Consider the following 24,505-nt stretch of genomic DNA (forward strand, 5'->3'; position numbering starts at 1 on the left):
ACGAGTGTCTAAAACGGGAATCATTGGACTTGGATCTAGAGTTTTCTTATTAAGGTTGAACTGAATCTATTTTTTTATATAGGTCGCAACCATTTGAGTTGATATGGAGCCATCTTTATTTATGCGATTAGTCTGCCCTTGGATAAGAGACACTCCTACATGCTTTTTTAATAATTTATAAATCCTATCGGGGTTTAACGATACTGAATACTTAGTTTCTAAATACTCTTGAACTTCGGCAGTTGTCTTGGTGGTTTTAAAAAATGGAGTGTGGAGGACTATATATGCAATTACCTTAATTTCCCACTTACCTCTATTATCTTTTAAAACAGGAAATGCGTTAGTCTCTTCCCTCGAAAAGTATTCATTGACATTCTCTTTATTTCTCTCTTTAAAATATTTTATTTCTTCGATGGCGCTGTTCAAAAGTATAATTTCAGATTCGAAATCAAAAAATTCTACGAGACTTATAGAAAGTCGCTCGCATATTTTGTCTACTGTTTCGACAGAAATAGGTATTGTTTTGCTATGATAGCTTTTGATGGCACTTTTGCCAATATCTGTGAAAACGGCCAGACCTAATAGTGTAAACCCTGTTTTTTCTAGAATATCATCAATTCGGGCCGATATTTTTTCGGAAAGGATTATGTTGGTTACTTTAGCCATATTGAAAATCAGCGTATTTATAATTAAAAACTTTTGATATTTATGTCTGTTGTTTGTATATTTGTACTACAATCGGTTCGCTGATTGTAGTCTCGGATATCGAAACGGCAAATTTCAAATGACACGAGGCGTAGGGTTTGCGAACCCCCAAGCTTTTTGTATCTTTACAACAAGTAGGGGCGAGCACTCTCTATTGGAAACTGTGTCAAGGGCTCTTTGCCGTGCCTGATATTTAGTGGAAAATAGTGGGGCTCGCCTCTTCTATATTTATAGATGCTTCCCTCTTACTTCCCTAGAGACTCTTAATTATAACCCAATTCATAAATTATGAGTGCAAAAGAGTCCAGAATCACAACACAGCGACGACAGATCAAGGATCAATGTTGCCAACATGCAGTAATCCTGCTTATGAAGAATAAGTATTGCCCGCCAGAGTAGCTGTAAACAATATTAAAACCATCAGCAGCTGATACCATTCGTGTCGGTAGTGTAAATAAGAACGCCCCACAAGGATTTTCTTACCAACACATGCTTTTGGTTTTGCCGACCTGTTTTTTTCAAGATCAATGCCCGACAATTGCACTATCCCTGTTTCTTTTATTCTTAGCAGCCTAAAAGTACGGATTTTGCAATTCATAAGCAAAGATTTTGGAAAAAATAAATATAGATTTACTATACAATAGGTCGGTTTTTTTCCTTTTACCGACGGATGCGGTATCGTCTCTATCAAATTAAGTGTAACTGTCCTGCACCGCATCTGAGAACCTATTAATAGTTCTATTTATTTACCGGAGTGGCTCAGGTCAGACCCTGGGATGAAATTGCTGATTCCGATCGGACAGGAATACCTCGGCCTAAAACCACTCCATTAACTCTTGAAAAATGAAATATTTTTTTAGGGCAGGAGAGATCTTGCCTAATTCTGGGCTAATCACGGGAATAGCATTTTGGTTGTCGGCTATCATAATCGCATTATTTATTATAAAGGCTAAATTGATATGGAAAAAGTAAATATCCCTTTGTTGCCGATCGAGATCGCATTCTACGAACTTAATGATAAAGGGTATGATCCTCTCGACGTTATAAATGAGTTTTGGGCAAGCTACCATATCAATATGTGCCATGATAATATAGAGGATGTGATGCAGGGGTTTTTACAGAACACAGAGGTGTTCAATGTATTTGAGAAAAGCAAAAAGTATGCTTTTTTTCTGGATATATTACGTTTGTTAATCGCTTATTTTCAAGTTCATTATCATAAAATAAAGATTGATGACCACAAGTTTTCTCTTTTTAAAATTCCTGAAGAACAGGAAAAGGAAATGGGAATAAGAAATATCATCTATGATTTTTTCGATAGAATATCTCAACAACCTTAACGACTATATTATGAAAAATAGAATTTTACAGATTTCCCTGTTTGATGGGGAAATATTCAGATTTACAATAAAAGTATTGATTTTATTGATACTATTTTTAGTTTCTATGTTTAGTTTATCTGCCCAGACGCCCCGCCAGGACAGCGGGGCCAATGGGTTTAAGCCTAAAAAAGAGGTACTGCGTGTAGGCAATGATGTGCCTAAGGACTTTTGGTCTCGGAAACATCTCTTCTTTCGTAATGGAGATACTGTCTCAGCAACGCTAGAAAAATATAAGGGTAAAATATTAGTGTTGGATTTTTGGTACTTAGGCTGCAGGAGCTGCTTACTTGATCAGAAGGAAATCGCAAAAGCGAAAAAAAGATACAAAGATCGTCTAAACGTAATAATGGTCAATAACCTTCCAAACTGGGACAATATCGAAGCGTTCAAAAAATTCCATAGAATGGAGAGATACAGGGATTTTGGAATGGACGAATTTGAATCTATTATTTATGATAGCTACCTGTATGATCTGTTTGATTCATTTGCATACCCTATGTATGTGTGGATTAACGAGGAGGGAGCAATACGTACAATAACTGGAATGAACCTATTGGATGCCCGCTTTCCTATTTCATCTAAAGAGGAAGGAGAACGATTATGAAATGGTATTTCGTATTGTTGTTTTGCTTGCCATTGGGGGCAAGTGCGCAGGACATTCTTAAGGGAATTATTAGCGACGAAACGGGAAATGCGATTCCCAATGCAACCATTTTAGCAAAACAAAATAATTCAATAACGAGTTCGGATCAATATGGTCAATTCAGTATACCTGTTAATGGTCTTCCTGTATCAATTGTGATTAAACATCAATCATACCAGCTTCTTGACACGGTCATTTATAAAATTGATGTTAGTACGAAGTTTAAATTAAAGAATAAGACAAATGTGCTGCAAGAAGTATTGGTCAATACGGGCTATCAATGGTTGCCAAAAGAACGCGCTACCGGCAGTATCGTGCAGTTGGATAGGGAACTACTGACAAAGAGAACTTCCTGGAATATATTGCAGCAAATGGAAGGACTTGCGACCGGCCTTCAGTATGACAATAGGTCGGGAAACGCACAGCTCAATATCCGCGGATTGAGTTCGTTCAGTTCAATATTGTCCAAACCATTGATTGTCGTAGATAATTTTCCTTTTGAAGGTGATATTAACAGTATAAACCCAAATGAAGTAGCATCAATTTCCATTTTGAAAGATGCTGCTGCAACCTCTATTTATGGGGCAAGAGCTGGTAATGGTGTCATTGTGATTAATCTCAAAAAGCCAAACATTGCCAATAAGTTGGATGTATCATGGGATTATTCGCTTACACAAAAACCAGATGTTGCCTATCAACCAACGATGAATAGCAGTGATTTTATTGATGTCGAAATGATGTTGTTTGAAAAAGGCTTTTATAAAGCATCACTTCAAAATGTAAATAACAGGAATATTGTGTTCTCTCCTGTTGTATTATTGTTAAATCGTGTTGCTAAAGGCGAAATATCTCAGGAAGAGGCTTCCAAAGCCATTGATCAATATCGAAAGACAGATTATAGAGATCAGTTGCTGGATGGCTTCTATCGCATGGCAGTGAATAATCAATTGAATATGGGCTATAGTTTTGGAACTGAAAAAGCATTGACTCGAATAGCATTGGGATATAAAAGGACTCTTCCAGCAGCTAAGGGGAACCAGACAGATCAATTGAATTTGCGCTGGAGTACCCAGTTTAAAATAGGGGAAAAGCTCAATATCACGCCTGGTCTTACTTATACCAAAACCTTAGGAAAGAATCGGGGCTATAATCCTAGCTACCCGATTAGCATCTCCGGTGGAAAATCAAATTTGTATCCTTATGCTTCATTGTTTACCGATGATGGCAAAGCGCTGCCGATTGCTTATCAATATAATCCCGTATTTCTCGACACTGTAGGCAATGGAAACCTCTTGGATTGGACTTTCAGGCCTTTGCAGGAAGCAGATGCTATTCAGGTGGACAGAGATGCTAAATATATGGCATTTGATATGCAGTTTAATTATATAATAGGAAATGGATGGAGGCTTTCGGCATTATATAATTATGAGAATGAAACGGCCGATAATAAAACGATCTATAAAGAAAACGCGTATTATTTTAGAGATCTGTATAATAAATTTACGGTTCAAGACGCAGGAAAGTTGATAAATAATCTGCCTAAAGGACAAATTGTCGATTTTAATATTGGCCAGATGACTAGCCATAAGGCAAGGGTACAAGTCGACTATTCCAAGAAATGGGGGCTGCATGACCTGGTGTTTCTATTAGGCGGAGAGCTTTCTGATCGATTGGCCAATACCAAAGGTTCGCGTGTATATGGTTTTGATCCGAATACACAGTTATCACGCTCCGTTAACTATTCGAATTCACTGCAGACTTATCGGAATTATTTTGGCTTACAAAATATTCCTTATCTCGACCAATTTAGTAAAAGAAACAATCGTTTTATTTCCTTGTATTTTAATGGAGCCTATACCTTGATGGATCGCTATATCTTTAGTGCTTCAGCCAGACAGGATGCGTCTAATAATTTTGGTAAACAAACCAATAACCGATGGAATCCGTTATGGTCTGTTGGAGGTGCATGGCTGGTAAACAAAGAGCATTTTTTGGCGGATTTAACTTTTCTGGATAACATGAAAGTGTCATTCACCTATGGTTTTGGCGGAAATGTTGGAGGTAATACTGCTCTTTATCCGTTAATTTCTAATGCAAAGGCAGTTTCATACTGGATTGCTAATCAGCCCTATGCTCGCGTCAGTTCATTGGCGAATTCGAAGCTAAAATGGGAGCAGGTGCAACAGACAAATTACGGGCTCTCTTTCTCGCTGTGGAAACAAAAGTTGACGTTTTCCTTCGATTATTATAAGAAGGTCTCAACAGATTTACTTGCTGCAGATAATATCGACCCAACGCATGGTTTTACAAATTTAGAAAGGAATGTTGGTAAATTGAGTTCTAAAGGTGTCGATTTTCAGTTGGGTAGCCAGATTTCACATGGTGATTTTAAATGGAACGGACAATTCCTCTTTTCATATAATAAGAATAACGTAGATGCATACAATGGCGGCAAGTATACTTCGCCTGCTCTCGTATCGAATACAGGAACAACAAATCGCCCTATGGAGGGATATAGCCTGTACCCTGTTTTTGCCTATAAATTTGAAGGTCTAGATGTGCTGACAGGTGATCCTCTTGGAATATTGGATAATGAGACTTCGAAAGATTATAGCAAATTATTAAACGTACCTAATCAGGAACTACGTTATTATGGCACGGGATTACCCATATTTTATGGTTCATTTAGACACGCATTGCAATACAAAGATTTTGGATTCTCATTTAACATTCTGTATAAAGGAGGACATTATTTTCAGAAATCTACGATAATGTATGCTAATCTTTTTAATTCTTGGGCAACTCATGCTGATTATGAATTGAGATGGCAGCAGCCTGGTGACGAATTGAAGACTACTGTTCCATCCTTGATCTATCCGGCTAATTCTTCGCGTGATAGTTTTTATGCCAATGCTGAACCGAATATTTTGAGAGGTGATTTAATCCGCTTACAGGATGTGCAGTTTAGCTATGATTTAAAAATTAAAAATATACGTTATCTCAAAAATATGCGCTTGAATCTGAATGCTTATAATCTCGGCATCCTCTGGAAAAAAGCGAATACTCCTTTGGATCCAGACTATTCATTTATGCCTCCTGCCAGAACATATTCTGTTGGATTAAATATGCAATTTTAATATGAAAAAATCATTTTACATTTCTCGATTACTTCTTTGTAGTGTATGTATGCTATGCACAATATCATGCGGTAAATATTTAGAAGAAAAAGCTGACTATTCGGTTTCGGTCGCCGAAACATTAAATGACCTGAGAGCGCTGCTTGACAATGAAGGTGATCTCAATAGAAACCTCCCTGGACTATTGGAAACAGGGACAGATGATTATTATGTCTCCGCTGACCAATATGGTGTCGTCCCTCCATATTTGCAGGAGATCTATATTTGGAGCGCAGATTTGAATGCAACGGATTTGGCATCGTGGATCACGCCATATAAAGCGATTATGATGGCGAATGCAGTGTTGAATGCCTTAGATAGAGTGCCAAATACTAACCCGCAACTTTATCAAGAACTGTATGGTGAAGCACACTTCATAAGAGGATATCAACTGTTTTTACTTGCCCAGATTTTTTGTCAACCCTATAATTCGCTTACGGCAAAACAGGAACTTGGCCTGCCCTTAAAATTTGAAGCAGACTTGGCAGAAAAAATCCAGCGTAGTAATCTTAATGATACCTATCAGCAAATTATTGATGACCTTAAAAAAGCAGCAGATAATCTGGATAACAGAAGCAAATTCATATCAAGACCAAGCAAAGCTGCGGCTTTTATGGCCTTGGCGCGAACTTATCTGGCGATGGGTGATTACCTTTCGGCAGAGTCATTTACTGATAAAGCCCTGAGAATTACGGACGATCTTTTGGATTACAAAACTGTAGCCGCTGAGAGCGCGCAGCCATTTAATACTAAGAATCCTGAGCTTATATATTATGCCGAAACTGGACAAAGCTATCAATTGATTTATCCTGATTATTCCTTTATAAGCAATGACTTGTATGCCATGTACGATGCCTTAGACTTAAGGAAATCATTGTTTTTTTCGGTGAATTCATCAAACCAAATATCATTCAGAGGATATTATGCCAATACCGCGGTATCTTACTTTGGAGGTTTTGCTACGCCAGAGCTTTATCTGACTAAAGCAGAATGCTTGGCCAGGAGAGGCGCAATGGAAGAAGCGGCAAACTATTTGGATCAGCTGCTGTCAAATCGCTGGAAGGATAAATCATATGGTATTCATTTGGAAAGTCACAAAAATATACTGTTAACTTTTATTTTGGATGAAAGGAGGAAAGAGATGCTGATGAGAGGGGTGAGATGGATGGATATTAGACGATTAAATGCCTTGGATAATAGGGGGATAGCCTTGAAGCGCGATTTGCTCGTTAATGGGGAGATGAAACTTTTTGTATTACCTGCTAATGATCCTAGGTTTTGTCTCCCCATACCTCAAGAAGTTATTCTACAAAGCCAGATTCCTCAGAACCTGAGATAAAGATAATGTCAATGGTTGAAGTAGACTGAATGTGCGGGCTGAAAAATGCATCTAAAATAGAATAGGGCCGTCCAAGGTGGATAGCCCTATTTGTTTGGCATTTAATTTTTTCGGAAACTGCTAACGGTTTCATTTGTTTGTGGACTTGATGTGTTTAGAGAGTTCTTAGCATCGTTGATTTGATCAGCAACTGTTTTACCTGGCAACACCGGAGCTGACATATCCGGCTGTCCACTGCCATTATCTGGAGCCTCAATAGTACAAATTCGCTGTAATGGAGTGGGGCAGCCATCGGAATGCGGAGTTGTCGTATAAAGACTTGGAGTTGTCGGATTATCGCTCGAAGACCCTGTAAAATACCATGTCTGATTTGCACGTACAACCTTCGTTTCTTTACTGGTCTTAACTTCCTTCTCAGCCTTTACCTCTTTTTCATTTTTAATACTTTGGGCATTTGCACCCAACGAAATTCCTAATGTCATAACACCAATGCTCATGGTGCCGATGATTCTTTTTACTACTTTGTTCATGTTTCTATGTTTATAATTTTAAAAAATTTACCTATCCTTATTATCCTCCTGAATCGGCCGTGGAGTTGTTCCCTAGTGACCGACTGATACTACCCGAGCCCAGCCGATCTGTTATCTTATACCAAAGTTACCGCAGCAATCTTCCATAGATGTATGGCTTTTCGGTAGGCCATTGTATGATTTTTCGATCAATAGCTATCGGTCGCCCTCATTTTTATCGGTACCGTAGTCCCCCGGAGCGACTCCTGTATGCTTTTGGAAAAAAGTCGAGAAATTTTGCTGATGTCCATAGCCACAATAATTGGAAACCTCTTTGACAGAATACCCCATGAGCAACAAATCTTTGGCCTTTTGGATCGAGAGCTTATTCCAGGTCTGCTTTGGCGTTTCACCGTACGTCGACTTGTAGACTTTGCCCAGTTTACTGATGTCCGTCTCCAGTGCATCGGCAATGTCGCGGATCGAACAGCAACTAAAGGTCTGCAGTACCTGATCGCTGATCATCCGTAGGGCGCGTTCGGCCAGCAGCTCATCCGGATTGATCTTTTCATGCCCCTCAAAATTTTTGTAAATGGCAATATCGTATAGGTCATAGACGAGCTTGACCGCCAGGGCTTCGTTATCCTTATGATACTTGAAAAAACGCGTTTCAATCTGGGCAAGTTGATAGCGGGTCCGCTCTTTGATAGGCCAGATGGCACTCTGATAAAACCGATCTTTATCCCGTAAATGGGCGGATCTGAATTCTGATAAAAAATGGCGCTCCTGGTATAGGACGGGCCGAATGTAGCCTATGTCGACCAAAACGCCATATACCAGATACTCGCCGGGGACTAGGTCGGTATGAAGCGCCCCATTGGGAATATAGATATAGCTGGCGCATGCGGAGGGAAGCGCTGCCTGGCTGTTGCCTGATGCTTGCTCAAGTAGGATCGCGGTAGGCGAATGGAGATTGTACAGCAGGTGGTAATCTGCTTTACACGTTTCGATGGATAGCCTGTTGGGTACTTGCACATGGGCCTGCAACCGATAGAATATAACACTATGGTAGTCCATGTATTCTTCTATAAGCTGGATACCTGTATCTTCATAACGCTGTAGCTCGGAATCTGGCAGCTTGGGCAAAAAGGCCTTCGTCTGATCAGAAAATGTGCCGACCTCCGGAAGCTTAAAATGGAAAGTTTTTTTCATAAATAATTGGCTTTTGGTTATTTAACGTGTTTGTTATTACCTCCTTCCCTTGTATCGAGATCCGCTGTCGCCATTCGCACCTGTAACGTTGGCTCGGTGGTCTCAAGAGGTTTTATTATTGGCTTGGCAATGCGATGTAAAAGGGGATGATCCCAGGCACAGAGGTTGTACCAGATCATCAGACAGGAAAAATGGATCAACCCCATGGTCAGTGCGATACCCAGATGCATTAAAATAATGCCGGTACTGATATAGAAACGGACTCGGCGGTTGATCCATAGCAATCCATATCCCAATTCTAAAAGCAATGTGGCAATTCCTAGTCCGGCCCACATGGTTGCAAACTGCTGAGCGGATTGGGGAATAGTAAACAATGCTGGGCTCAGGGGTTGCTGTATGGCTTTCCAGACGGCTTCGCCATTCCACCAAGTGGGGCCAATGGCTTTACCCAAACCGGCAAAGAAATACACGACAGTAAGCTGCAACCGAAATACTGTGGCCCCAAGTCTGGCCCATCTTTGATGAGGTAGTCCACGACTTCCGAAACAACAGCATATGAAACCGGTAAACAAACCTGTCTGGGCGAGATAATCTGCTCCGTAGCTCCAGGTATAGTTGGCGATAAAAAAAAGATAATGCAATATTATGAGCCCCAGCATGGCGACTTTGCGATAGTGGTCAAAAAACAAGGCTAACCCACAGATGATGTATAGCAGGCCAAAGAAATGGATCCATTCTAGGCTGGCTAGTGTGTATTCCGGTAAATTGGCAATCAGGGTGTGGATGGATAGTGTATCTGGCCTTTGCTGCGATGAAATGCTCTCCTCGTCAAGGAATGTACCCTGGCCAAATAGCATACTGAGGTCTGGCCATAACCGCCACATTTCTATGGACAGCAGCAGCCCCAGTCCCCTAGACATAATAGTTAGGATCGTATCGGCGCTTAGCTGTTCTTCCTTGTTCATAACTTTAATTTTTGATATACTCAAAAAGAATAATGTACTGGGATGAAAGGTGCGGCTCACCTTTTTGGACTAATGCTGGTATATATTTCGTTATTAAACGACATGAAATGCTGTCGGCAGCCATAATATCGGACAGACCGCCTGTTAGATTGCTGATTGATGTACGCGCCTGATCCTGTAGATAAGACTGACTGCTATCAACGAATGATGAACCCAATTGCAGGTAACTGTTGAACCGGAGCATTCCGGTGGTACTGTGTATGCGCGGTTCGCTCAGCAGCGTTGCGTTGCCGTTTTGATATTGGATATATTCAAGCTGTATCTGCATGCCTACACTGGGACCATAGAAAGTATAGCCTCCACTCAGTCCTGCGAGGTCCTGATATAGATAAGCGAACCCGAATATTTCTGGCAAATGATCAGGAAGTTTAAAAATGATCTGTAGGTTGTAGGCTGATGCCATACAGATATGTATGGCACAGCCTAGGGCAAAAATCAGTCTTAACATAGGTTTAAGTAGGGAGTAACTGCTATTTTAATTGTTTTATAAACTGTTCTTTGGGCGAAGAGGGGAAAAATAAACGGGTAGAAAGTCCATCTTGAATGGGACTGCCCACCGCGTTCAGGTGTATGTAATTTGTGCTGGATCTGTCCTGCATAGACATGGTGGAAGTAGGGATAAGGTCAATGGCAAAAAACAGCCCAACGCTAACTAGATAAAAGGATAACTTGAATGATTTCATGATGTAAGTATTTTTTTGTTTATTTCTTTAAATTGGTAAAATCAAGGGATAACTTTGGGTTAACTATTTGTTTATATCGGCTGTAATTATTTATTTTACGGCTATAACTATTTTTGTCATCAATCAACATAAACCTATTATGAGCAAATTTCCTGTGGTTATAATCGATGATCTATATGGTGCGCTGGAGGATACAGCCGCCGTATTGGAAGAGCTTGGCTTATTTCAGATAAAAGGAAAATTTACTTCGGTAAGAGATGCTGAAGTGTATTTTCTAAATGCAGACGAGAGAGTTTATATTATATTTTGTGATATTGAGATGCCGGACTGTTCGGGCTTGGATGCGATTAAGAGGCTCCGTAATTATTGTTCGCACTTTGTTTTCGTCACCGGTTTTGCGAAAGAATATGCGCTAGACGGACACAAAGTGCATGTTGATGGTCTTTTGTCAAAACCTGTTGAAGCGGATGAACTGCTTGACTTAGTAAAGCATTTACAACGTAAAGCCCCCGTCAGTAGCACCGATCGCGACCTCAAGCCCGAACCGATGATCTTTCTGGATTTTGTTGATCCAAAAAGCGAATTGCATCTTGCACGAAAGAATGGTCCCCCAATGCGGAAGCATCCGGAAAACAAAAGGGAATATGCAAAAGTCCCGGTCGCACTTGCGGAAATTGCTTATTTGGAGAAAACGGGAAATTACATTCATTTTTACGCGCTTAGGCCAAATGATCAGTTTCTCTTACTGGGGGTGCTCAACAAAAGGATGATGGACATGGATGATCTACTCCAGCAAGATCCGAGATTTGTCCGAGTCGATCAGTCTGTATTCATTAATTTAAACTATGTTAAAAAAGTGGGCCTGGAAGGAGTCAAAGTCGGACCAAAATTTCAACCTGTTTCAAAATCACGTGCTGATGAACTTAAAAGAAAATTGATGCTGATGGATATTAGCCACAAATTGTAAGGTCATGCCTGCCAGAAAACAATTCATGCTTACTTGGCTCAAAAATATCGTACTGAGCGCTGCGATTGTCTTTTCGCTGGCTTATATCTTCCTGATCATACCGGCAGCATTTCAGGATTGGCGGGATCAATTGACTGCCATGGGCCTTATCGGTATTATATATGTGGTGGTTAGGCATCTGATACTCCCTAGACTATTTATATGGTCCAGGTATAATGCCTGGCTGCTGATGACTTTCGTCATGCTGCTTTTTCTGTTTTTTTGTTCTATTCCAATCTTGATTAGCCTGTCTACGGGTGCATTGAAATGGACACCGGGAAAATGGGAGATTGAAAATTTCTGGCCCGTGATATTTTTAATCATTCCGCCCGTACTGGTAGCTTTCTTTATGTATAGCTGGCAGTTTGGTGTTGATAAGTGGTTAGCCTACCGAGAAGCGCAGCAGCGGCTGAATGAAATCGAACATATAGCCATAAATTGGGAATTAATTGCCCTGACAAAAGATCTCAATCCTCATTTTATAACAAATAGTATGGCTACGATCCGGGCTTTGATCCGCAAATCACCAGCAAATGCATTGCTCGCTGTAGGTATACTAGGTAAAATAGCAAAGGTATATATGAATAATCATGATACATGGTTAGACTTAAGGAGGGAAATGGAAATGGTCAATAAATTGGTAAGTATGTATGAATTTATAAAGGGACATGCAATTTCGCTACAAGTGGAGGATATATCGGACGGAGCTTATAGGATTCCCAAAATGCTCCTGTTCAATCTGGTCGAAAATGCATTGCAATACGGTGAGACATCCATAAAGAAGTATCCCATACGAATAGTGGCCACCAAATCACAAGATAATATGGTGACCGTTCTGGTTTCCAACCGGATCGCAGCAATAGCGGTTGCTGGTAAGGTCAGCCACAATACAACGCTACAGCGAATTGAGCGCCAGCTGCGGTTACTGGATCCGGAGCATGCCGTCCTTACGGTGTCTAATAATACATCCGTATTTATGGTGTCAGTCTCTTTTTATCAGTATAGCATTGCCAATGCTGAAATAGAGCAGAAAAATTCGTAATTTAAGGTAATTATAAACCTTTACCATCCGTGGGTATTTTCCTTTATTTCGCAGGGCTTGGCAGACCGTGAGATGTAATTGCAATCGGGGCTACCCGGCTGTTCGTTTCAATCTGTCTCAAAATAGCATCAAATTGTCTCAGAGTTGATTTTAAGCGACATAATATTTTAATTTTAGCAAAATCAATCACACCAATTATATGCAGTATCGGGAGAATTACTATTTCAGTTTTTGGGGACACCACGGGCATTCGCTAATACCTCCACAGGTACTTTTTTACTAAGCCTTCTTATAAAACCAATATCCTTTAATAAACATTAGTTCATGAATTTTAAAATCAACAGTTTTAAAGTGGCTACTAAATTATTGTTATTCAGTAGTAGTCTAGCTGCTGGAGCCACTTTTGCTATGCCTACTGCACTTTATGCGCAGGAAGCACAGTCTAATCTAAAAGGTACTGTCAAAGATGAACAGGGGAAGCCTGTTGCTGGCGCTACGATTGCCGTCAAGGGCGCTTCAGTCAGTACATCCACAGATGCCAATGGCGCATTTACGCTGCCCAATGTTAAAAAAAACGATATCCTCGTAGTACGTATGATCGGATTCGCCAGCAAGGAAGTTGTCTACAGTGGCGGTACTACGATGGCAATACAGGTAAACGCTGATACACAGAGTCTGGACGAGGCTGTCGTAGTCGGTTATGGCTCGCTTGAGAAAAGGGAGGTTACCAGTGTGGTCACCAGCATCAAGCAAAAGGACATGGTAGCCGGAGCGGTCTCGCCACTGCTTGCCATTCAGGGCAAAGTCCCTGGGCTGAGCGTTGTCTCTACCAATGGCACCGATCCCAATGCCGGCGTTTCTCTGCAATTGCGTGGGGTCAATTCAGTCAATGCTTCACAAGGGCCATTGGTCGTTATTGACGGTGTGCCGGGCGGGGATATCAATTCGGTCGCCAAAGAAGATATCGAATCGATCAACGTGCTACGCGACGCCTCAGCTGCTGCCATCTACGGTACAAGAGCCTCTGGTGGGGTCATCCTGATCACCACAAAACGTCCTCAGGTCGGTAAAGCTCAGGTCAATTTTACGTCTGAATATTTTATCGAAAGCATACGAAAAAGACCAGAAGTACTTTCTGCAGAGAAATTTGTCGAATATGGTCTCGGAGAAGACCTAGGGCACCGTACAGACTGGTATGATGAGGTGACCAACAATAATCCATTTAGCAATCGGCAGGTGGTCAATATCAGCGGTGGCTCAGAGAATGCCAATGTGTATACTACATTTACAAAAAGGGGCGCCAAGGGTATGGCGATCACATCCAAAAGAGATGAGATCGGTGGCCGTATCAATAGTGCATTCAAATTTTTTGATGGCTTTGCCGAATTAAATACCAATGTAAGTTATAATGAGGTCAAAGCCTTCGGTTCTAATGGTGATATCTTTAACAACAACGATATCTTCAATATGGCATTGGTCATGAACCCGACCGAAACACCTTATGATGCCAATGACGTCAGCGGATACAATGTGCTGGAAGGTGGTTATGATAGCTGGAACCCTGTTGCCGAAGCACGCTTGCGGTCGGATCAAAAACAGTTTAAATACCTGCTAGCCAATACAACCTTAAAATTGAACCTGACAGAACACCTGATTACAAGTGCGACAATCGGCATAAAAAATAATACGGAGCATGGTAATTATTATCGCTCGGCACAGCACCGCATCTCGAGAGAGAATAATGTGGATGGGTTTGCCAAACAATATTACAGCAGATTTAATGACCGTGTTTTTGAATGGACAGCCAACTATACCAACCGTTGGGATAGGCATTCCCTTAATGCTGTTATCGGCTATAGCTATCAGGACTTTAATGGACAGGGTTTTTCGGCTGAGAATTCAGACTTCCCTGTCGATGGTATTAATGAACACGATATGAATAGCGGAACTTACCTTTCTGACGGACGTGCTGGGCTGGGGTCATGGAAAAATCCATGGGTCAAACTTGCTGCCTTTTTTGGCCGTGTCAACTATTCCTATCTCGACCGCTATATCCTGACAGCGACGGCACGTTACGAAGGTTCGAGTAAGTTTGCTCCTAAAAATAGATGGGGATTTTTCCCCGGATTATCTGCGGGATGGCGCGTATCGCAGGAGCCTTTCCTCAAGGATGTCCAATTTATCAATGACCTTAAATTACGTGCAGGTTATGGCGAGACAGGAAATGAGGGCTTTGATGCCAAAGTAGCTACGCGGATGTATAGCGCTGACACCTGGTTTCTCCAGGATGGTAAATGGTTCAAAACCTATGGTGTGATGCACAATCAAAATCCCGACATCAAATGGGAAGTAAAAAAAGAATATAACATCGGATTGGACTTTGCTGTACTGAACAACCGTCTGAGTGGTCGCTTTGATGTCTATAAACGAAAGATAGATGATCTTATTTATGATATCAGTGTTTCGCAGCCGCCTGCTATCCATGATAAAACGACGATGAATGTGGGGAGTATGCAGAATACAGGGTATGAGTTTGAACTTAATTTCAAAGCTGTCGAAAATGACAATTTTAGTTATACCACCAGCATCGTTGGATCGCATAATAAAAGTAGGCTAAATACCTTATGGGGCAGCCAGACATTTACCGACCGCAAAGATTTTCCAGCGCCGGGTTCGCCGGGCTCGGCTGTTAGATTGTATCCCGGTCAGGATATCGGTCAATTTTTTATCTGGAAATTCGCTGGATTCACTGATGATGGCTATTGGAAACTCTACGACAAAGAGGGAAATGCGTTTGATGTGAGGGATCGTAGTAAAACCATTGAAGACAAGGCTTTTGTGGGTAATGCGATACCTACGCTTCAGCTTTCCTGGAATAACCAGTTTACCTATAAAAACTGGGACGCCAGTATCTATATGCGTAGCTGGATCGGACATGATGTTTTTAATATGATCAATATGTATTACAGCCTTCCCAATGTGAAAGGACAGAACGTGCTAGAGGAGGCTTATGACAAGCATAAAAATATAAAAGGAGAAAAGGAACTGAGCGACTATTGGCTGGAAAAAGGGACCTTTCTCAAGGTGGATGCGCTAAATATTGGCTATCGCTTCTCTCAGCACTGGATCAAACCGCTTAAATCGATGCGGATATATGCGACGGCACGCGATCTTTTCGTCTTCACAAACTACAGCGGACTGGATCCGGAAGTGAATATCAATGGACTTGAACCGGGCTTTGAAGAACGTAATGTCTATCCCAAGACAAGGACTTTTATGATGGGACTCCAAGTAAACTTTTAATTGTTAGCAAAATGAAAAAATACATTTCTATAGCAGCATTATCGCTGGCGCTATTGGTGTCAGGCTGTACCAAATTAGATCAGGAATTTTATAGTTCGGTCACACCGGATACCTTCTTTAAAAGTGAAAAAGATATTAAAGCAGCTCTATTCAGGCCTTTTACGCATGCTAAATGGTACCTGGGCGAAGACCGCTGGCGGCTGCAGGAATATACCGCAGACAACTTTGCCATAACGACCAAAGGCCGACATTGGTACAATGGTGGAGAAAATGAACGTTTTCATTATCATCGCTGGACACCGGACGACAATTGGATCTGGGAAACCTGGCGCGGTACATTAATGGGAGTGGCTTTGGCACTTGATACAAAAAGCGATCTCAGCAAATTGGATTATACCAAATTTGCTTTGACAGAAGAACGTAAATCTGCAGATCTGGCGCAACTTGATGTCTTGATAGCCTATTTTTATTTGCGTGGCCTTGACTATTTTGGTGGAATGCCCATATTTGATTCTCTCGACCAGGAGTCTTTACCTCGGAACTCGGATCAGGAACTGTTTGACCACATCGAAAAGCTGTTGAAGGCAGCAATCGAAAACCTCCCCGCAAAAAAGGGGGACGATAAGGAAGAGGGCGCTATCCGAAAAGCTGCCGCAGCTGCCATGCTGGCCCAGCTTTACTTTAATGCGGAGTCTTATATCGGGAAGTCAATGTATGAGCAAAGCCGAAAAATTGCTCAAGATATCGTAGACAAGGTATATGGTGATTATTCTTTGGATAGCAAATGGAATGGAGTTCACGGTTTTAAGAACAATTTATCACCAGAAATTATATGGTCCATGCCCTCTGAATTTAAAAAATTGGAATACAACTGGTTTTATGGCGATTTTTATCATTATAACTCGCGGCAATTTTTTGATCAGGATATGGGCGGAAATAACGGTACGCATCTGACGCCATCGCGAAAACCCGATGGTTCATTATATAGCAATTTTAAATTAGGCTCTCCGTATGAAACATTTGACAAGGATGATCTGCGCAAAGCACCCTATATTTATCACAGTGCGGATCAGTATGAGGGTATGTTTATCGTTGGTCCACATAAGACGCCTGATGGCAAGACCATTGTTGGGGGTGAAGAATATAAGGGGCTGCCATTGAATTTTGTAGACCAGGTAGCCCGCTTTTCGGATGTTGGACCAGGGAAAAAGTACAGCGCTATTGATAAGCTTCCGTCTAAAATGTCCGAAGGGGAAGAGAATACAGGAATACGTCTTGTGAAAGTACCAATACCCAATCTTGCCAATAATGAATTGCGATGGGGGGCAGATCTTCCAGCTATTCGCCTGGCGGAAATTTACTATATCCTAGCAGAATGCAACTATAGGCTAGGAGACAAGCAGCGGGCAGCGGAGCTGTTCAATATTGTCCGAAAACGTAATTTTATAAATGACACGGACCCAAATCCAGTGACTGCGGCAACGATAGATAAATATCGTATCTTGGATGAATGGAGTATAGAATTTCTTGGTGAAGGACGTCGCCGCACCGACCTGATCCGTTGGAATGCATTTATTACAGAACCATGGTGGGACCATAATCCCAGTAATTCACAACATCTAAACCGTTTTCCGGTACCCAATAAAGCCATTGCAGGAAATAGCAATCTGGCACAAAATCCGGGCTACTAATATAAAATATGGGATATTTCTTGTAGGAAATGTCCCATATATACATTATTTCCTTCTATATAGCTGACATTCTCCCCCCTTTAGGTGATCAATAATTCATAGTTTCAGCTGAAAAATTCGTAATTTAAGGTAATTATAAACCTTTACCATCCGTGGGTATTTTCCTTTATTTCGCAGGGCTTGGCAGACCGTGAAAAAGAGCTGATTTTTCTTTGTCGATAGAAATAACCCTACCTGTACGTCGATGGTCTTAAACCCATAGACCATGAACCTAAGTATATTCTTACATACATTAATAGATCGTATAGAAAAATTGATTGAAATTTTAGGGGCGATATACCGCCTGCTGGCGACCCTGATCCTCATCCTTAAAGTAAAGAAAGTAGAACAAAAGCCACTGCGCGAGCGTAAACTCTGGACACATACCGAAGTGACGACATACCTTGGTATCAGCGTCTCGACTTACAAGCGCCGTGTGCAGGAGGGATTGCTCAATCCGATGACCCTGACCGGGGACGATCGCTACTTTGAAGAAGATCTGACCGAAGCCCTTGAAAGGAGCAGACTCAAAGGGAAAATATAATTTCAGGACGGCAGCAATTGGATTTCGCGCTAAGGATCGGTGACTTCGCGCGGTGACTTTGTGATCTTCCCGACTAAAAGTGTGAAACAGACCGTTGACTGTTTGTTTTTTTTCTATGACGGAAACGGAAAGTCGCTCGGCCGAATGAAAAATTCCCCGGACTGGTTGGTGCAGTCGGGGGAATTTGTCGTTTAGTCACCCGGAAAGTTTGAACAAACACTGGTCTGTTTCATTTCCCCACCTGGCCAAATGGACTTTTCACTGGTCTGCTCGGATCAGTCACTGAATTATGCGAATATTCCTAGTGACGGAATCACTATTTTACTGTGCGAAGCTGAGCAATCACCCCGCAAAATCATCACTTTCTGATGTCTTTCCGATCAGGTTGGCTCAAATGGGCTCAATTAAGCTCAATCTAGGTCAAAACTTCATTTTCGGTCCGTTCCCATACTATGTTTGTGTCATTAAATGATCTCGCGAGGAATATTTAACCGTTAACAAACAGATTTTTAACTGACTCTGCTAAATAGCATTTGCAGGTCAATAAATAGAACAAATATGGCAACAAAAATGAAAGCCTTGATCGGGTTTGGAAAAATGAAAGATGATGAACTGGTCATCAGCTGCAATACAATTATCGGTGCAATGACCGGCAACGCCAAGTACCCAGCACCGACGCCCGCACTGGCGGATATACAGATCTTGTTAGAGGATTTCACGGCCAAGCTGGCCATTGCACGCAAGCGTGGTTCGCCCGAAGATACCGCCCTCAAAGATGAGAGCCGCAGCCCGCTTATTGTGGTGATGCAGCAGCTGGGGTACTACGTCAATTCGGTGGCCCAAGGCCATCTCTCTACCTTACTGAGTTCGGGATTCCCGACCAATAGCACCTCCTTTGCCAATCAGGTGCCCCTCAAAGTGGATAATGTGCGGCTCTCGGACGGACGGCAGTCCGGACAGGTGAAGCTGGATTTTGCGCCCCAAAAGATAGCGACCATCTACGAATATCGCTATCGCATACGAACGGATATTCCGGTCGAATGGGGGGATCGGTTTACGACGACTTCGTCCCGGAGCAATATTATCGCTCCATTGGAAGTGGGCAAATTCTACGAAGTGCAGGTGCGCGCGATCAATACCCAAGGGGTAGGTGACTGGAGTGATTCCGCCAATATCCTGGTGCGCTAATGAATATGCTGCTCAAAAGAGTCAGACAGGGGAAAAATAGTACCCTGTCTGAATTGTATATAGATGGCCTGTTTCAATGTTATGTCCTCGAAGACAGAATCCGTGATCATAAAATCAAAGGACAAACCTGTATTCCGGCCGGGAGGTATCGGCTGGGCGTTAACTATTGGGGCGGGATGAATACCGCTTATAAAAAGCGTTTTCCGGATATGCATCAGGGGATGATCGAGATACGGGATGTCCCAGCTTTCAGCAATATCTATATCCATATTGGCAATACGCATGCGGATACTATGGGCTGCCTGCTGGTGGGGACTTACTTCCATAGAGACAAGAACCGCGAAGACTATGAAGTATATAAATCACAGGAGGCTTACCTGAATTTATATCAAGTGTTGATCGACCATGTAAAAAGTGGTAAGGTCATCCTGTCTATCGAAAATAGGCTGACGGGAGGGAACATGACTAATGCCTGGAAAATGAACTAATAAATAATTTATACAGATGAAAAAAATAGTCAATAAAATAGGAAAGGTGCTGGGACTAGTACTCGCAGCACCGATAAAGCTGCCCGGAAAGGCATTAAATATCGTCCGGTATCTTGCGCTGGGGCTGGGAATCATCGAATCGGTCATAAACGAAGATGATCAGATGATAAGTGAAGGGGAGACGGATGAAACAGGCTCGGAAGATAAGAAGGGGAGGAGAGGGGAACAGGCGCAAGATAGGCAAAGGATGAACCCGACAGAGAAAGGAGCGATCAATGAAACTTAGTGATATGCGACTATCGGCAATCGGTGGTACACTCTGTGGTATCTGGGTTTCTTTTTCAGTAGGCGACCTGATTAACGGCGCACTGACGGCATTGGTCGGAACGCTTGTGAGTTTCTCGTTAAGCCGTATTTTAAACCGGATATGTAAGCGTAAACAATAAAATGACTGCAAATGCGCTGCTTATCTAATTTAACATTTTATAACAATTTCTTTTAAACGATTCTGGTTTCAGGCTGTTCTATTCATAAACAACGAAAGGAAAATATTTATGAGCGAATTAACTTGGAAAGGCCGTTGGAATGAAATCAAAGGCAAAGTAAAACAGCAGTATGCAGATCTTACGGATGATGATTTACTGTATGCAGAAGGCAAAGAAGATGAGTTGGTCGGTAAGCTGCAAAAAAAGACTGGAAAGACACAGGATGAGGTGAATAATTGGTTGAACGGTTTGTAGAAACAAGTGTTTTTTTGTGATAAGGAAAAACGGATAGCAGGAATGTTATCCGTTTTTTTTGAAATAAACCTGGAGAGGTAAAACGGTTCGATGTTGCTGTTATCTACAAAAACTTAATTCAGCGCAGTAATTCTGTATCGCCGGCAATAGAATGTTGATGTTCACATAATATCTTTATCAAATAACGAGAAACCGCTCTGCTATTTAAGAGAAATTTGATAACTTTAATAAATAACTTAAATACAAAATCCAAAGGTATGAACCATCATAATTTTATGAGCGCTATTGACCAGATCATTTCTGAAGGCGTTAGAAGAGGTATACTTCATTTAACCCAGGAAGGTAATCTGACAACCGACAACCTTATCCGCATCAATGATTCCGAGTTAGTAAACTTTACCTCTTGTAGCTATCTTGGACTGGAACACGATGAACGTCTAAAAAGTGCTGCGATAGCAGCGGTAGAAAAATATGGCGTACAGTTTTCCGAATCGAGAGCATACGTATCCATCGATTTATACCGGGAATTGGAAGAGTTGATGAACAGGATTTTTGAAGCTCCTACAATTGTTGCCCCTACGACAACACTCGCACACTTGGCTGCCATACCTGTGATTCTGGATCCGGAGGATGCTGTTATCGCTGATCAGCAACTGCATAATTCCGTGTTAAGCGGCATAAACGTATTTAGGGCAAATTGGCCGATTCACTTTGAAGTCCTCCGGCATAACCGCTTAGATGTGCTGAAGGAACGCATCGAAACACTTCAAAAAACGTATAAAAGGGTTTGGTATTTTGCCGATGGGGTGTATTCCATGTTCGGGGACCGCTGTCCTGCAGATGAGATCTTTAATTTGTTGGACTCCTTTCCCACATTTCATACCTATATCGACGATGCACACAGCATGAGTATATTGGGCAAAAACGGAAAAGGATATATACTTAGTAACCATACTATACACGAGCGTATGATTGTAGCCTCATCGATGGCCAAAGCCTTTGCTACAGGCGGTGGTGTTTTGGTTTTTCCGAATAAGGAAATCGCCAGAAAAGTGCGCGCCTGCGGGGCTCCGTTCAATTCCTCCGGTCCTTTGCAGCCAGCGACCTTAGGTGCTGCAGTTGCCGCTGCAAAGATCCATTTAACGGACGAAATTTATGTGCTGCAAACTGAACTGGCTAATAGGATAAAATATGCAAACTCATTATTTAAAGCAACCTCTTTGCCATTAATTTCGAATTTTGATTCGGGGATATTCTTCGTTGGTACATCAAGGGCCGAACTGGCATATAGTATCATGGAAAGAATGATCAAGCGCGGATTTTTGTTGAACATCGGCGTATTTCCCGCTGTATCCAAAAACCATTCAGGCATAAGATTTACAATGACAACACTGCAATCCTACGACCAGATTGAAAGAATGATAAAAACGTTGAATGAAGTATTTTTTGAAACTTTAGAAGAGCATCAATATTCAGTCGATCAGATTTATAGCGCATTCAAGGTCGTCGCCCGTCTGGAGGATCGTGCAGCCGGCGAATTCATTAGCGAATATAGCACTGAAAAAGAATAGCATATACAATACCATTTTCTGCTATGTCCTCTTCTGAATTTTTGGAATTATGCTGAGCATATACGCTTTGCTTATCCGGCAGGCTCTTCGACCGAGTTATAGGCCCACCCTAAAATGTTCTTGATCGAAGCTTTGATCCTATTCAGCCCTTCGGGGGTGGAGATATCGATCTCGCAGACGGTACTTTTTGTATGTGCCGAGTGGAGAACAATATAATAGATGCCTGCAACCAGAATAGTAACAACAGCTCTGAGGTCGAGATCCTTACCTTGAAGCTCTTTATCTGCAAAGGCAAAGAAAAGAGCACTCATCTTTTCCCGTTCCTGCGAAATCTCAGACATTAGCACAGATTCCTCGCAGATCTGCCAGGCCAAAATCTTTTGCATTTCTGTATTGATAAGAAAATCATCCAGTTGATTTAATAATAAAGATTCTAAAAAACCCCTTGATCCAACCTCGGGTGCATTTCCAAAATATCCAACAGCGTTCATCGTTGCTGAAAGCCAATAGTCTTTGCCCTTGATATAAGTTTCTACCAAGTTGTCGAGCGTCCCGAAGTATAGACCGATGAGCTTGCGGTCGACACCGGCCACCTTTGAAATATTAGCTATCGTAAGTCCTGAATAACCTTTTTCTTCAAGTACTTTGCCAACGGAAGTAATTAACTTCCCCATGGTCCGTTCTTTATTATTTTTCTCGCCCTGATATTTTTTTCTTGACTGTTGTTTATTGGTCATAATATTGCTTGAAACCGAAAGATTTAAAGATCAATATCAAATATATAAAAAATCAACTTAGCGTCCAGTTAATTAGCTAAAGAGTTGTAAATTATTTAAATTTTTGGTTATAAAAAATTGATATGCTTTTTAAAAAGCTGCAGAAATTATTGATGGAATTTCTTGCGACCTGCCCTCAATACGGCTACATGCATTGGTTAAACTCGGGACAAGGTGAATAGCTGGCTGAACGGATTGTAATGATAATATGCTATCTCAATTTTTTAATGTCGGGCCATGTACGATAAGTTTACCATCGGCATCGATCTCCATAAGGTCTATAAATACCAACCGTTGATGCCCGGTCGCTTCCGTTCGGCCATGGTAAACGCAATAACGATACTTGCCATCCCGCGAATAGGCAATACTATTGTGACCTGTCCCCGTCACGGAGCCATTTTTTTGTAAAATGGGATTATTTTCGAATTTTTCAAAAGGACCTAAAGGACTGTCCGAGGTCGCATAACCGATCGCATAATTCTTACCATCAAAATTATTCGCCGAATACATCATATAATAGGTATGGCCTTCTTTAAAGAGATAAGAACCTTCTGTCCATCTCCGATTTACTTCCCTGCTGGTGACAGACCTGCTCTCCCAATCGTCCGAAACACCCTTTGTCAGTGGCGGACGCAAAAGTAATTTAGGCTCGCCAATGATACCCGAAAAATCAGATTTAACTTCTACTCCATATACCCAGCTTTCTTCAACCTCATCATACCAGCCTTTATTTTTTGCCCAGGTGGCCACCTCACTTTGTACCGGGTGTTTGTAGCAGCATCTTGAATAATAGAGGTAGACACGGCCATCCTCAAACCATAGATTGGCATCAATAATTGGATAGCCGGGGTCAAAAATGGGCCGGTCATAGAGGTCAATAAATGGCCCGGTGGGCTTATCCGATACCGCAACACCGATCCTGAAATTCTCCAGTTCTTGGTTCGGATTATCTTTCCATTGAGCACTATACAGCATATAGTAGCGTCCGTCCCTTTGGTAAACCTCAGGAGCCCAAAAGGCATCTGATCCCCAGCCATTTTTATTGTCGTGATGATAAACCTGACCTTCAAAAGTCCAGTCGTGCAGGTTGGTGGATGAATAGGCTCCGAAGCCTTTGACCACATCCCCGCCGGTACCGTACATATAATATGTTCCATCGGAATCTGTCAATACAAAAGGATCACCGAAAGCTATGGGTAAAGGATTCTTTATCAAAACTTGTCCCTTTAAGACAAAGGACATTAGTAAGGTGAATAACAATAAGGCGGAGGGTATTCTCTTTATCATGTATAATGGATGTTAAATACTCCAAAAGAAGTGAAAATTTTATTCCTTTTTAGCTCAATCTTTTGTCTTTTTGTCTCAAAATACACCACTTTAGACAATATATTCCTGATTTAGATCGCGCTGTGCCTTTTTTTTGTCTCAATAGACTATGGCTGT

24 protein-coding genes are annotated in these 24,505 nt (G+C 41.6%); 15 read left to right on the forward strand and 9 right to left on the reverse strand.

The genetic code is table 11. The features are described 5' to 3' along the window. Nucleotides 1–66: 66 nt before the first annotated feature. Nucleotides 67–666 carry a hypothetical protein gene (locus B4G94_RS25470; RefSeq protein WP_286862936.1) on the reverse strand — a complete coding sequence of 200 codons (600 nt, stop codon included), beginning with the start codon at nt 664–666 and terminating at the stop codon, nt 67–69. A gap of 406 nt (nt 667–1,072) precedes the next feature. Continuing rightward, a complete protein-coding gene (locus B4G94_RS25475) occupies nt 1,073–1,303 on the reverse strand; it encodes a hypothetical protein (protein WP_286862937.1) in 231 nt (76 codons plus the stop codon). A gap of 361 nt (nt 1,304–1,664) precedes the next feature. On the opposite strand from B4G94_RS25475, the gene B4G94_RS25480 reads away from it, so the two are divergent. The 4 genes from B4G94_RS25480 to B4G94_RS25495 are packed head-to-tail and all read left to right on the forward strand — an operon-like array spanning nt 1,665 to nt 7,245. Further along, complete coding sequence (locus tag B4G94_RS25480) at nt 1,665–2,045, forward strand: hypothetical protein (RefSeq protein ID WP_286862938.1); 381 nt, start codon at nt 1,665–1,667, stop codon at nt 2,043–2,045. A gap of 10 nt (nt 2,046–2,055) precedes the next feature. Continuing rightward, complete coding sequence (locus B4G94_RS25485) at nt 2,056–2,691, forward strand: TlpA family protein disulfide reductase (RefSeq protein ID WP_286862939.1); 636 nt, start codon at nt 2,056–2,058, stop codon at nt 2,689–2,691. Then, nucleotides 2,688–5,867: a SusC/RagA family TonB-linked outer membrane protein gene (locus B4G94_RS25490; protein ID WP_286862940.1), complete on the forward strand. Its 3,180-nt coding sequence runs from the start codon at nt 2,688–2,690 to the stop codon at nt 5,865–5,867. The genes B4G94_RS25485 and B4G94_RS25490 overlap by 4 nt, the downstream gene beginning before the upstream one ends. A 49-nt stretch (nt 5,868–5,916) precedes the next feature. After that, the gene (locus B4G94_RS25495) at nt 5,917–7,245 is read left to right on the forward strand and encodes a RagB/SusD family nutrient uptake outer membrane protein (RefSeq protein ID WP_286862941.1); all 1,329 of its coding nucleotides are present in this window, start codon (nt 5,917–5,919) and stop codon (nt 7,243–7,245) included. 101 nt (nt 7,246–7,346) lie between these two features. Here B4G94_RS25495 and B4G94_RS25500 read toward each other — a convergent pair whose 3' ends face one another. The 5 genes from B4G94_RS25500 to B4G94_RS25520 form a co-directional block, all read right to left on the reverse strand. Continuing rightward, nucleotides 7,347–7,775: a hypothetical protein gene (locus tag B4G94_RS25500; protein WP_286862942.1), complete on the reverse strand. Its 429-nt coding sequence runs from the start codon at nt 7,773–7,775 to the stop codon at nt 7,347–7,349. A gap of 195 nt (nt 7,776–7,970) precedes the next feature. Beyond that, entirely contained in the window at nt 7,971–8,966 is a 996-nt protein-coding gene (locus B4G94_RS25505; RefSeq protein WP_286862943.1) for a helix-turn-helix transcriptional regulator, read from the reverse strand. Between the two features lie 17 nt (nt 8,967–8,983). Beyond that, complete coding sequence (locus B4G94_RS25510) at nt 8,984–9,931, reverse strand: hypothetical protein (RefSeq protein WP_286862944.1); 948 nt, start codon at nt 9,929–9,931, stop codon at nt 8,984–8,986. Nucleotides 9,932–9,935: 4 nt separating this feature from the next. Beyond that, the gene (locus B4G94_RS25515; RefSeq protein WP_286862945.1) at nt 9,936–10,439 is read right to left on the reverse strand and encodes a hypothetical protein; all 504 of its coding nucleotides are present in this window, start codon (nt 10,437–10,439) and stop codon (nt 9,936–9,938) included. A 22-nt stretch (nt 10,440–10,461) separates the two neighbouring features. Then, on the reverse strand, nt 10,462–10,674 hold the full coding sequence (locus B4G94_RS25520) for a hypothetical protein (RefSeq protein WP_286862946.1): 213 nt from the start codon (nt 10,672–10,674) through the stop codon (nt 10,462–10,464). A 139-nt stretch (nt 10,675–10,813) separates the two neighbouring features. Between B4G94_RS25520 and B4G94_RS25525 the strand changes: the two genes are divergently transcribed. The 11 genes from B4G94_RS25525 to B4G94_RS25575 all read left to right on the forward strand — a co-directional run bounded on the left by B4G94_RS25525 (nt 10,814) and on the right by B4G94_RS25575 (nt 22,286). Then, on the forward strand, nt 10,814–11,641 hold the full coding sequence (locus tag B4G94_RS25525; protein ID WP_286862947.1) for a LytR/AlgR family response regulator transcription factor: 828 nt from the start codon (nt 10,814–10,816) through the stop codon (nt 11,639–11,641). Nucleotides 11,642–11,645: 4 nt separating this feature from the next. Then, a complete protein-coding gene (locus tag B4G94_RS25530; protein WP_286862948.1) occupies nt 11,646–12,722 on the forward strand; it encodes a histidine kinase in 1,077 nt (358 codons plus the stop codon). Between the two features lie 324 nt (nt 12,723–13,046). Continuing rightward, entirely contained in the window at nt 13,047–16,025 is a 2,979-nt protein-coding gene (locus B4G94_RS25535) for a SusC/RagA family TonB-linked outer membrane protein (protein ID WP_286862949.1), read from the forward strand. A gap of 11 nt (nt 16,026–16,036) precedes the next feature. After that, nucleotides 16,037–17,716 carry a RagB/SusD family nutrient uptake outer membrane protein gene (locus B4G94_RS25540; RefSeq protein ID WP_286862950.1) on the forward strand — a complete coding sequence of 560 codons (1,680 nt, stop codon included), beginning with the start codon at nt 16,037–16,039 and terminating at the stop codon, nt 17,714–17,716. Nucleotides 17,717–17,981: 265 nt separating this feature from the next. Then, nucleotides 17,982–18,299, forward strand: coding sequence for a hypothetical protein (locus B4G94_RS25545; protein ID WP_286862951.1), 318 nt, complete (start codon nt 17,982–17,984; stop codon nt 18,297–18,299). 558 nt (nt 18,300–18,857) lie between these two features. Continuing rightward, complete coding sequence (locus B4G94_RS25550; RefSeq protein WP_286862952.1) at nt 18,858–19,487, forward strand: fibronectin type III domain-containing protein; 630 nt, start codon at nt 18,858–18,860, stop codon at nt 19,485–19,487. Continuing rightward, nucleotides 19,487–19,975 (forward strand): DUF5675 family protein, encoded by a 489-nt coding sequence (locus B4G94_RS25555; RefSeq protein ID WP_286862953.1) that lies wholly within the window; start codon nt 19,487–19,489, stop codon nt 19,973–19,975. The genes B4G94_RS25550 and B4G94_RS25555 overlap by 1 nt, the downstream gene beginning before the upstream one ends. A 16-nt stretch (nt 19,976–19,991) precedes the next feature. Beyond that, nucleotides 19,992–20,261, forward strand: coding sequence for a hypothetical protein (locus tag B4G94_RS25560; protein ID WP_286862954.1), 270 nt, complete (start codon nt 19,992–19,994; stop codon nt 20,259–20,261). Next, nucleotides 20,251–20,421, forward strand: coding sequence for a hypothetical protein (locus tag B4G94_RS25565; protein ID WP_286862956.1), 171 nt, complete (start codon nt 20,251–20,253; stop codon nt 20,419–20,421). Before B4G94_RS25560 ends, B4G94_RS25565 begins: the two co-directional genes overlap by 11 nt. A 108-nt stretch (nt 20,422–20,529) precedes the next feature. Then, entirely contained in the window at nt 20,530–20,715 is a 186-nt protein-coding gene (locus B4G94_RS25570) for a CsbD family protein (protein WP_108635218.1), read from the forward strand. A 257-nt stretch (nt 20,716–20,972) separates the two neighbouring features. Further along, a complete protein-coding gene (locus B4G94_RS25575; RefSeq protein WP_286862957.1) occupies nt 20,973–22,286 on the forward strand; it encodes an aminotransferase class I/II-fold pyridoxal phosphate-dependent enzyme in 1,314 nt (437 codons plus the stop codon). Nucleotides 22,287–22,357: 71 nt separating this feature from the next. On the opposite strand, the gene B4G94_RS25580 is transcribed toward B4G94_RS25575, so the two are convergent. Then, nucleotides 22,358–23,023, reverse strand: a complete 666-nt coding sequence (locus B4G94_RS25580) for a TetR/AcrR family transcriptional regulator (RefSeq protein ID WP_286862959.1) — start codon at nt 23,021–23,023, stop codon at nt 22,358–22,360. Nucleotides 23,024–23,278: 255 nt separating this feature from the next. Next, nucleotides 23,279–24,349 carry a glycoside hydrolase family 43 protein gene (locus tag B4G94_RS25585; RefSeq protein WP_286862960.1) on the reverse strand — a complete coding sequence of 357 codons (1,071 nt, stop codon included), beginning with the start codon at nt 24,347–24,349 and terminating at the stop codon, nt 23,279–23,281. Between the last annotated feature and the right edge of the window lie 156 nt (nt 24,350–24,505).

Origin of the sequence: Sphingobacterium sp. UBA7625 (genome assembly GCF_002484085.1) — a bacterium.
GTDB lineage: Bacteria > Bacteroidota > Bacteroidia > Sphingobacteriales > Sphingobacteriaceae > Sphingobacterium > Sphingobacterium athyrii.

Coding starts and splice junctions, on each gene's coding strand:
- B4G94_RS25515 (WP_286862945.1), bottom strand. CDS start 10,439: ATGTTAAGACTGATTTTTGCCCTAGGCTGTGCCATACATATCTGTATG.
- B4G94_RS25490 (WP_286862940.1), top strand. CDS start 2,688: ATGAAATGGTATTTCGTATTGTTGTTTTGCTTGCCATTGGGGGCAAGT.
- B4G94_RS25495 (WP_286862941.1), top strand. CDS start 5,917: ATGCTATGCACAATATCATGCGGTAAATATTTAGAAGAAAAAGCTGAC.
- B4G94_RS25500 (WP_286862942.1), bottom strand. CDS start 7,775: ATGAACAAAGTAGTAAAAAGAATCATCGGCACCATGAGCATTGGTGTT.
- B4G94_RS25550 (WP_286862952.1), top strand. CDS start 18,858: ATGGCAACAAAAATGAAAGCCTTGATCGGGTTTGGAAAAATGAAAGAT.
- B4G94_RS25565 (WP_286862956.1), top strand. CDS start 20,251: ATGAAACTTAGTGATATGCGACTATCGGCAATCGGTGGTACACTCTGT.
- B4G94_RS25505 (WP_286862943.1), bottom strand. CDS start 8,966: ATGAAAAAAACTTTCCATTTTAAGCTTCCGGAGGTCGGCACATTTTCT.
- B4G94_RS25480 (WP_286862938.1), top strand. CDS start 1,665: ATGGAAAAAGTAAATATCCCTTTGTTGCCGATCGAGATCGCATTCTAC.
- B4G94_RS25560 (WP_286862954.1), top strand. CDS start 19,992: ATGAAAAAAATAGTCAATAAAATAGGAAAGGTGCTGGGACTAGTACTC.
- B4G94_RS25475 (WP_286862937.1), bottom strand. CDS start 1,303: ATGAATTGCAAAATCCGTACTTTTAGGCTGCTAAGAATAAAAGAAACA.
- B4G94_RS25530 (WP_286862948.1), top strand. CDS start 11,646: ATGCCTGCCAGAAAACAATTCATGCTTACTTGGCTCAAAAATATCGTA.
- B4G94_RS25540 (WP_286862950.1), top strand. CDS start 16,037: ATGAAAAAATACATTTCTATAGCAGCATTATCGCTGGCGCTATTGGTG.
- B4G94_RS25525 (WP_286862947.1), top strand. CDS start 10,814: ATGAGCAAATTTCCTGTGGTTATAATCGATGATCTATATGGTGCGCTG.
- B4G94_RS25510 (WP_286862944.1), bottom strand. CDS start 9,931: ATGAACAAGGAAGAACAGCTAAGCGCCGATACGATCCTAACTATTATG.
- B4G94_RS25580 (WP_286862959.1), bottom strand. CDS start 23,023: ATGACCAATAAACAACAGTCAAGAAAAAAATATCAGGGCGAGAAAAAT.
- B4G94_RS25555 (WP_286862953.1), top strand. CDS start 19,487: ATGAATATGCTGCTCAAAAGAGTCAGACAGGGGAAAAATAGTACCCTG.
- B4G94_RS25535 (WP_286862949.1), top strand. CDS start 13,047: ATGAATTTTAAAATCAACAGTTTTAAAGTGGCTACTAAATTATTGTTA.
- B4G94_RS25545 (WP_286862951.1), top strand. CDS start 17,982: ATGAACCTAAGTATATTCTTACATACATTAATAGATCGTATAGAAAAA.
- B4G94_RS25585 (WP_286862960.1), bottom strand. CDS start 24,349: ATGATAAAGAGAATACCCTCCGCCTTATTGTTATTCACCTTACTAATG.
- B4G94_RS25485 (WP_286862939.1), top strand. CDS start 2,056: ATGAAAAATAGAATTTTACAGATTTCCCTGTTTGATGGGGAAATATTC.
- B4G94_RS25520 (WP_286862946.1), bottom strand. CDS start 10,674: ATGAAATCATTCAAGTTATCCTTTTATCTAGTTAGCGTTGGGCTGTTT.
- B4G94_RS25470 (WP_286862936.1), bottom strand. CDS start 666: ATGGCTAAAGTAACCAACATAATCCTTTCCGAAAAAATATCGGCCCGA.
- B4G94_RS25570 (WP_108635218.1), top strand. CDS start 20,530: ATGAGCGAATTAACTTGGAAAGGCCGTTGGAATGAAATCAAAGGCAAA.
- B4G94_RS25575 (WP_286862957.1), top strand. CDS start 20,973: ATGAACCATCATAATTTTATGAGCGCTATTGACCAGATCATTTCTGAA.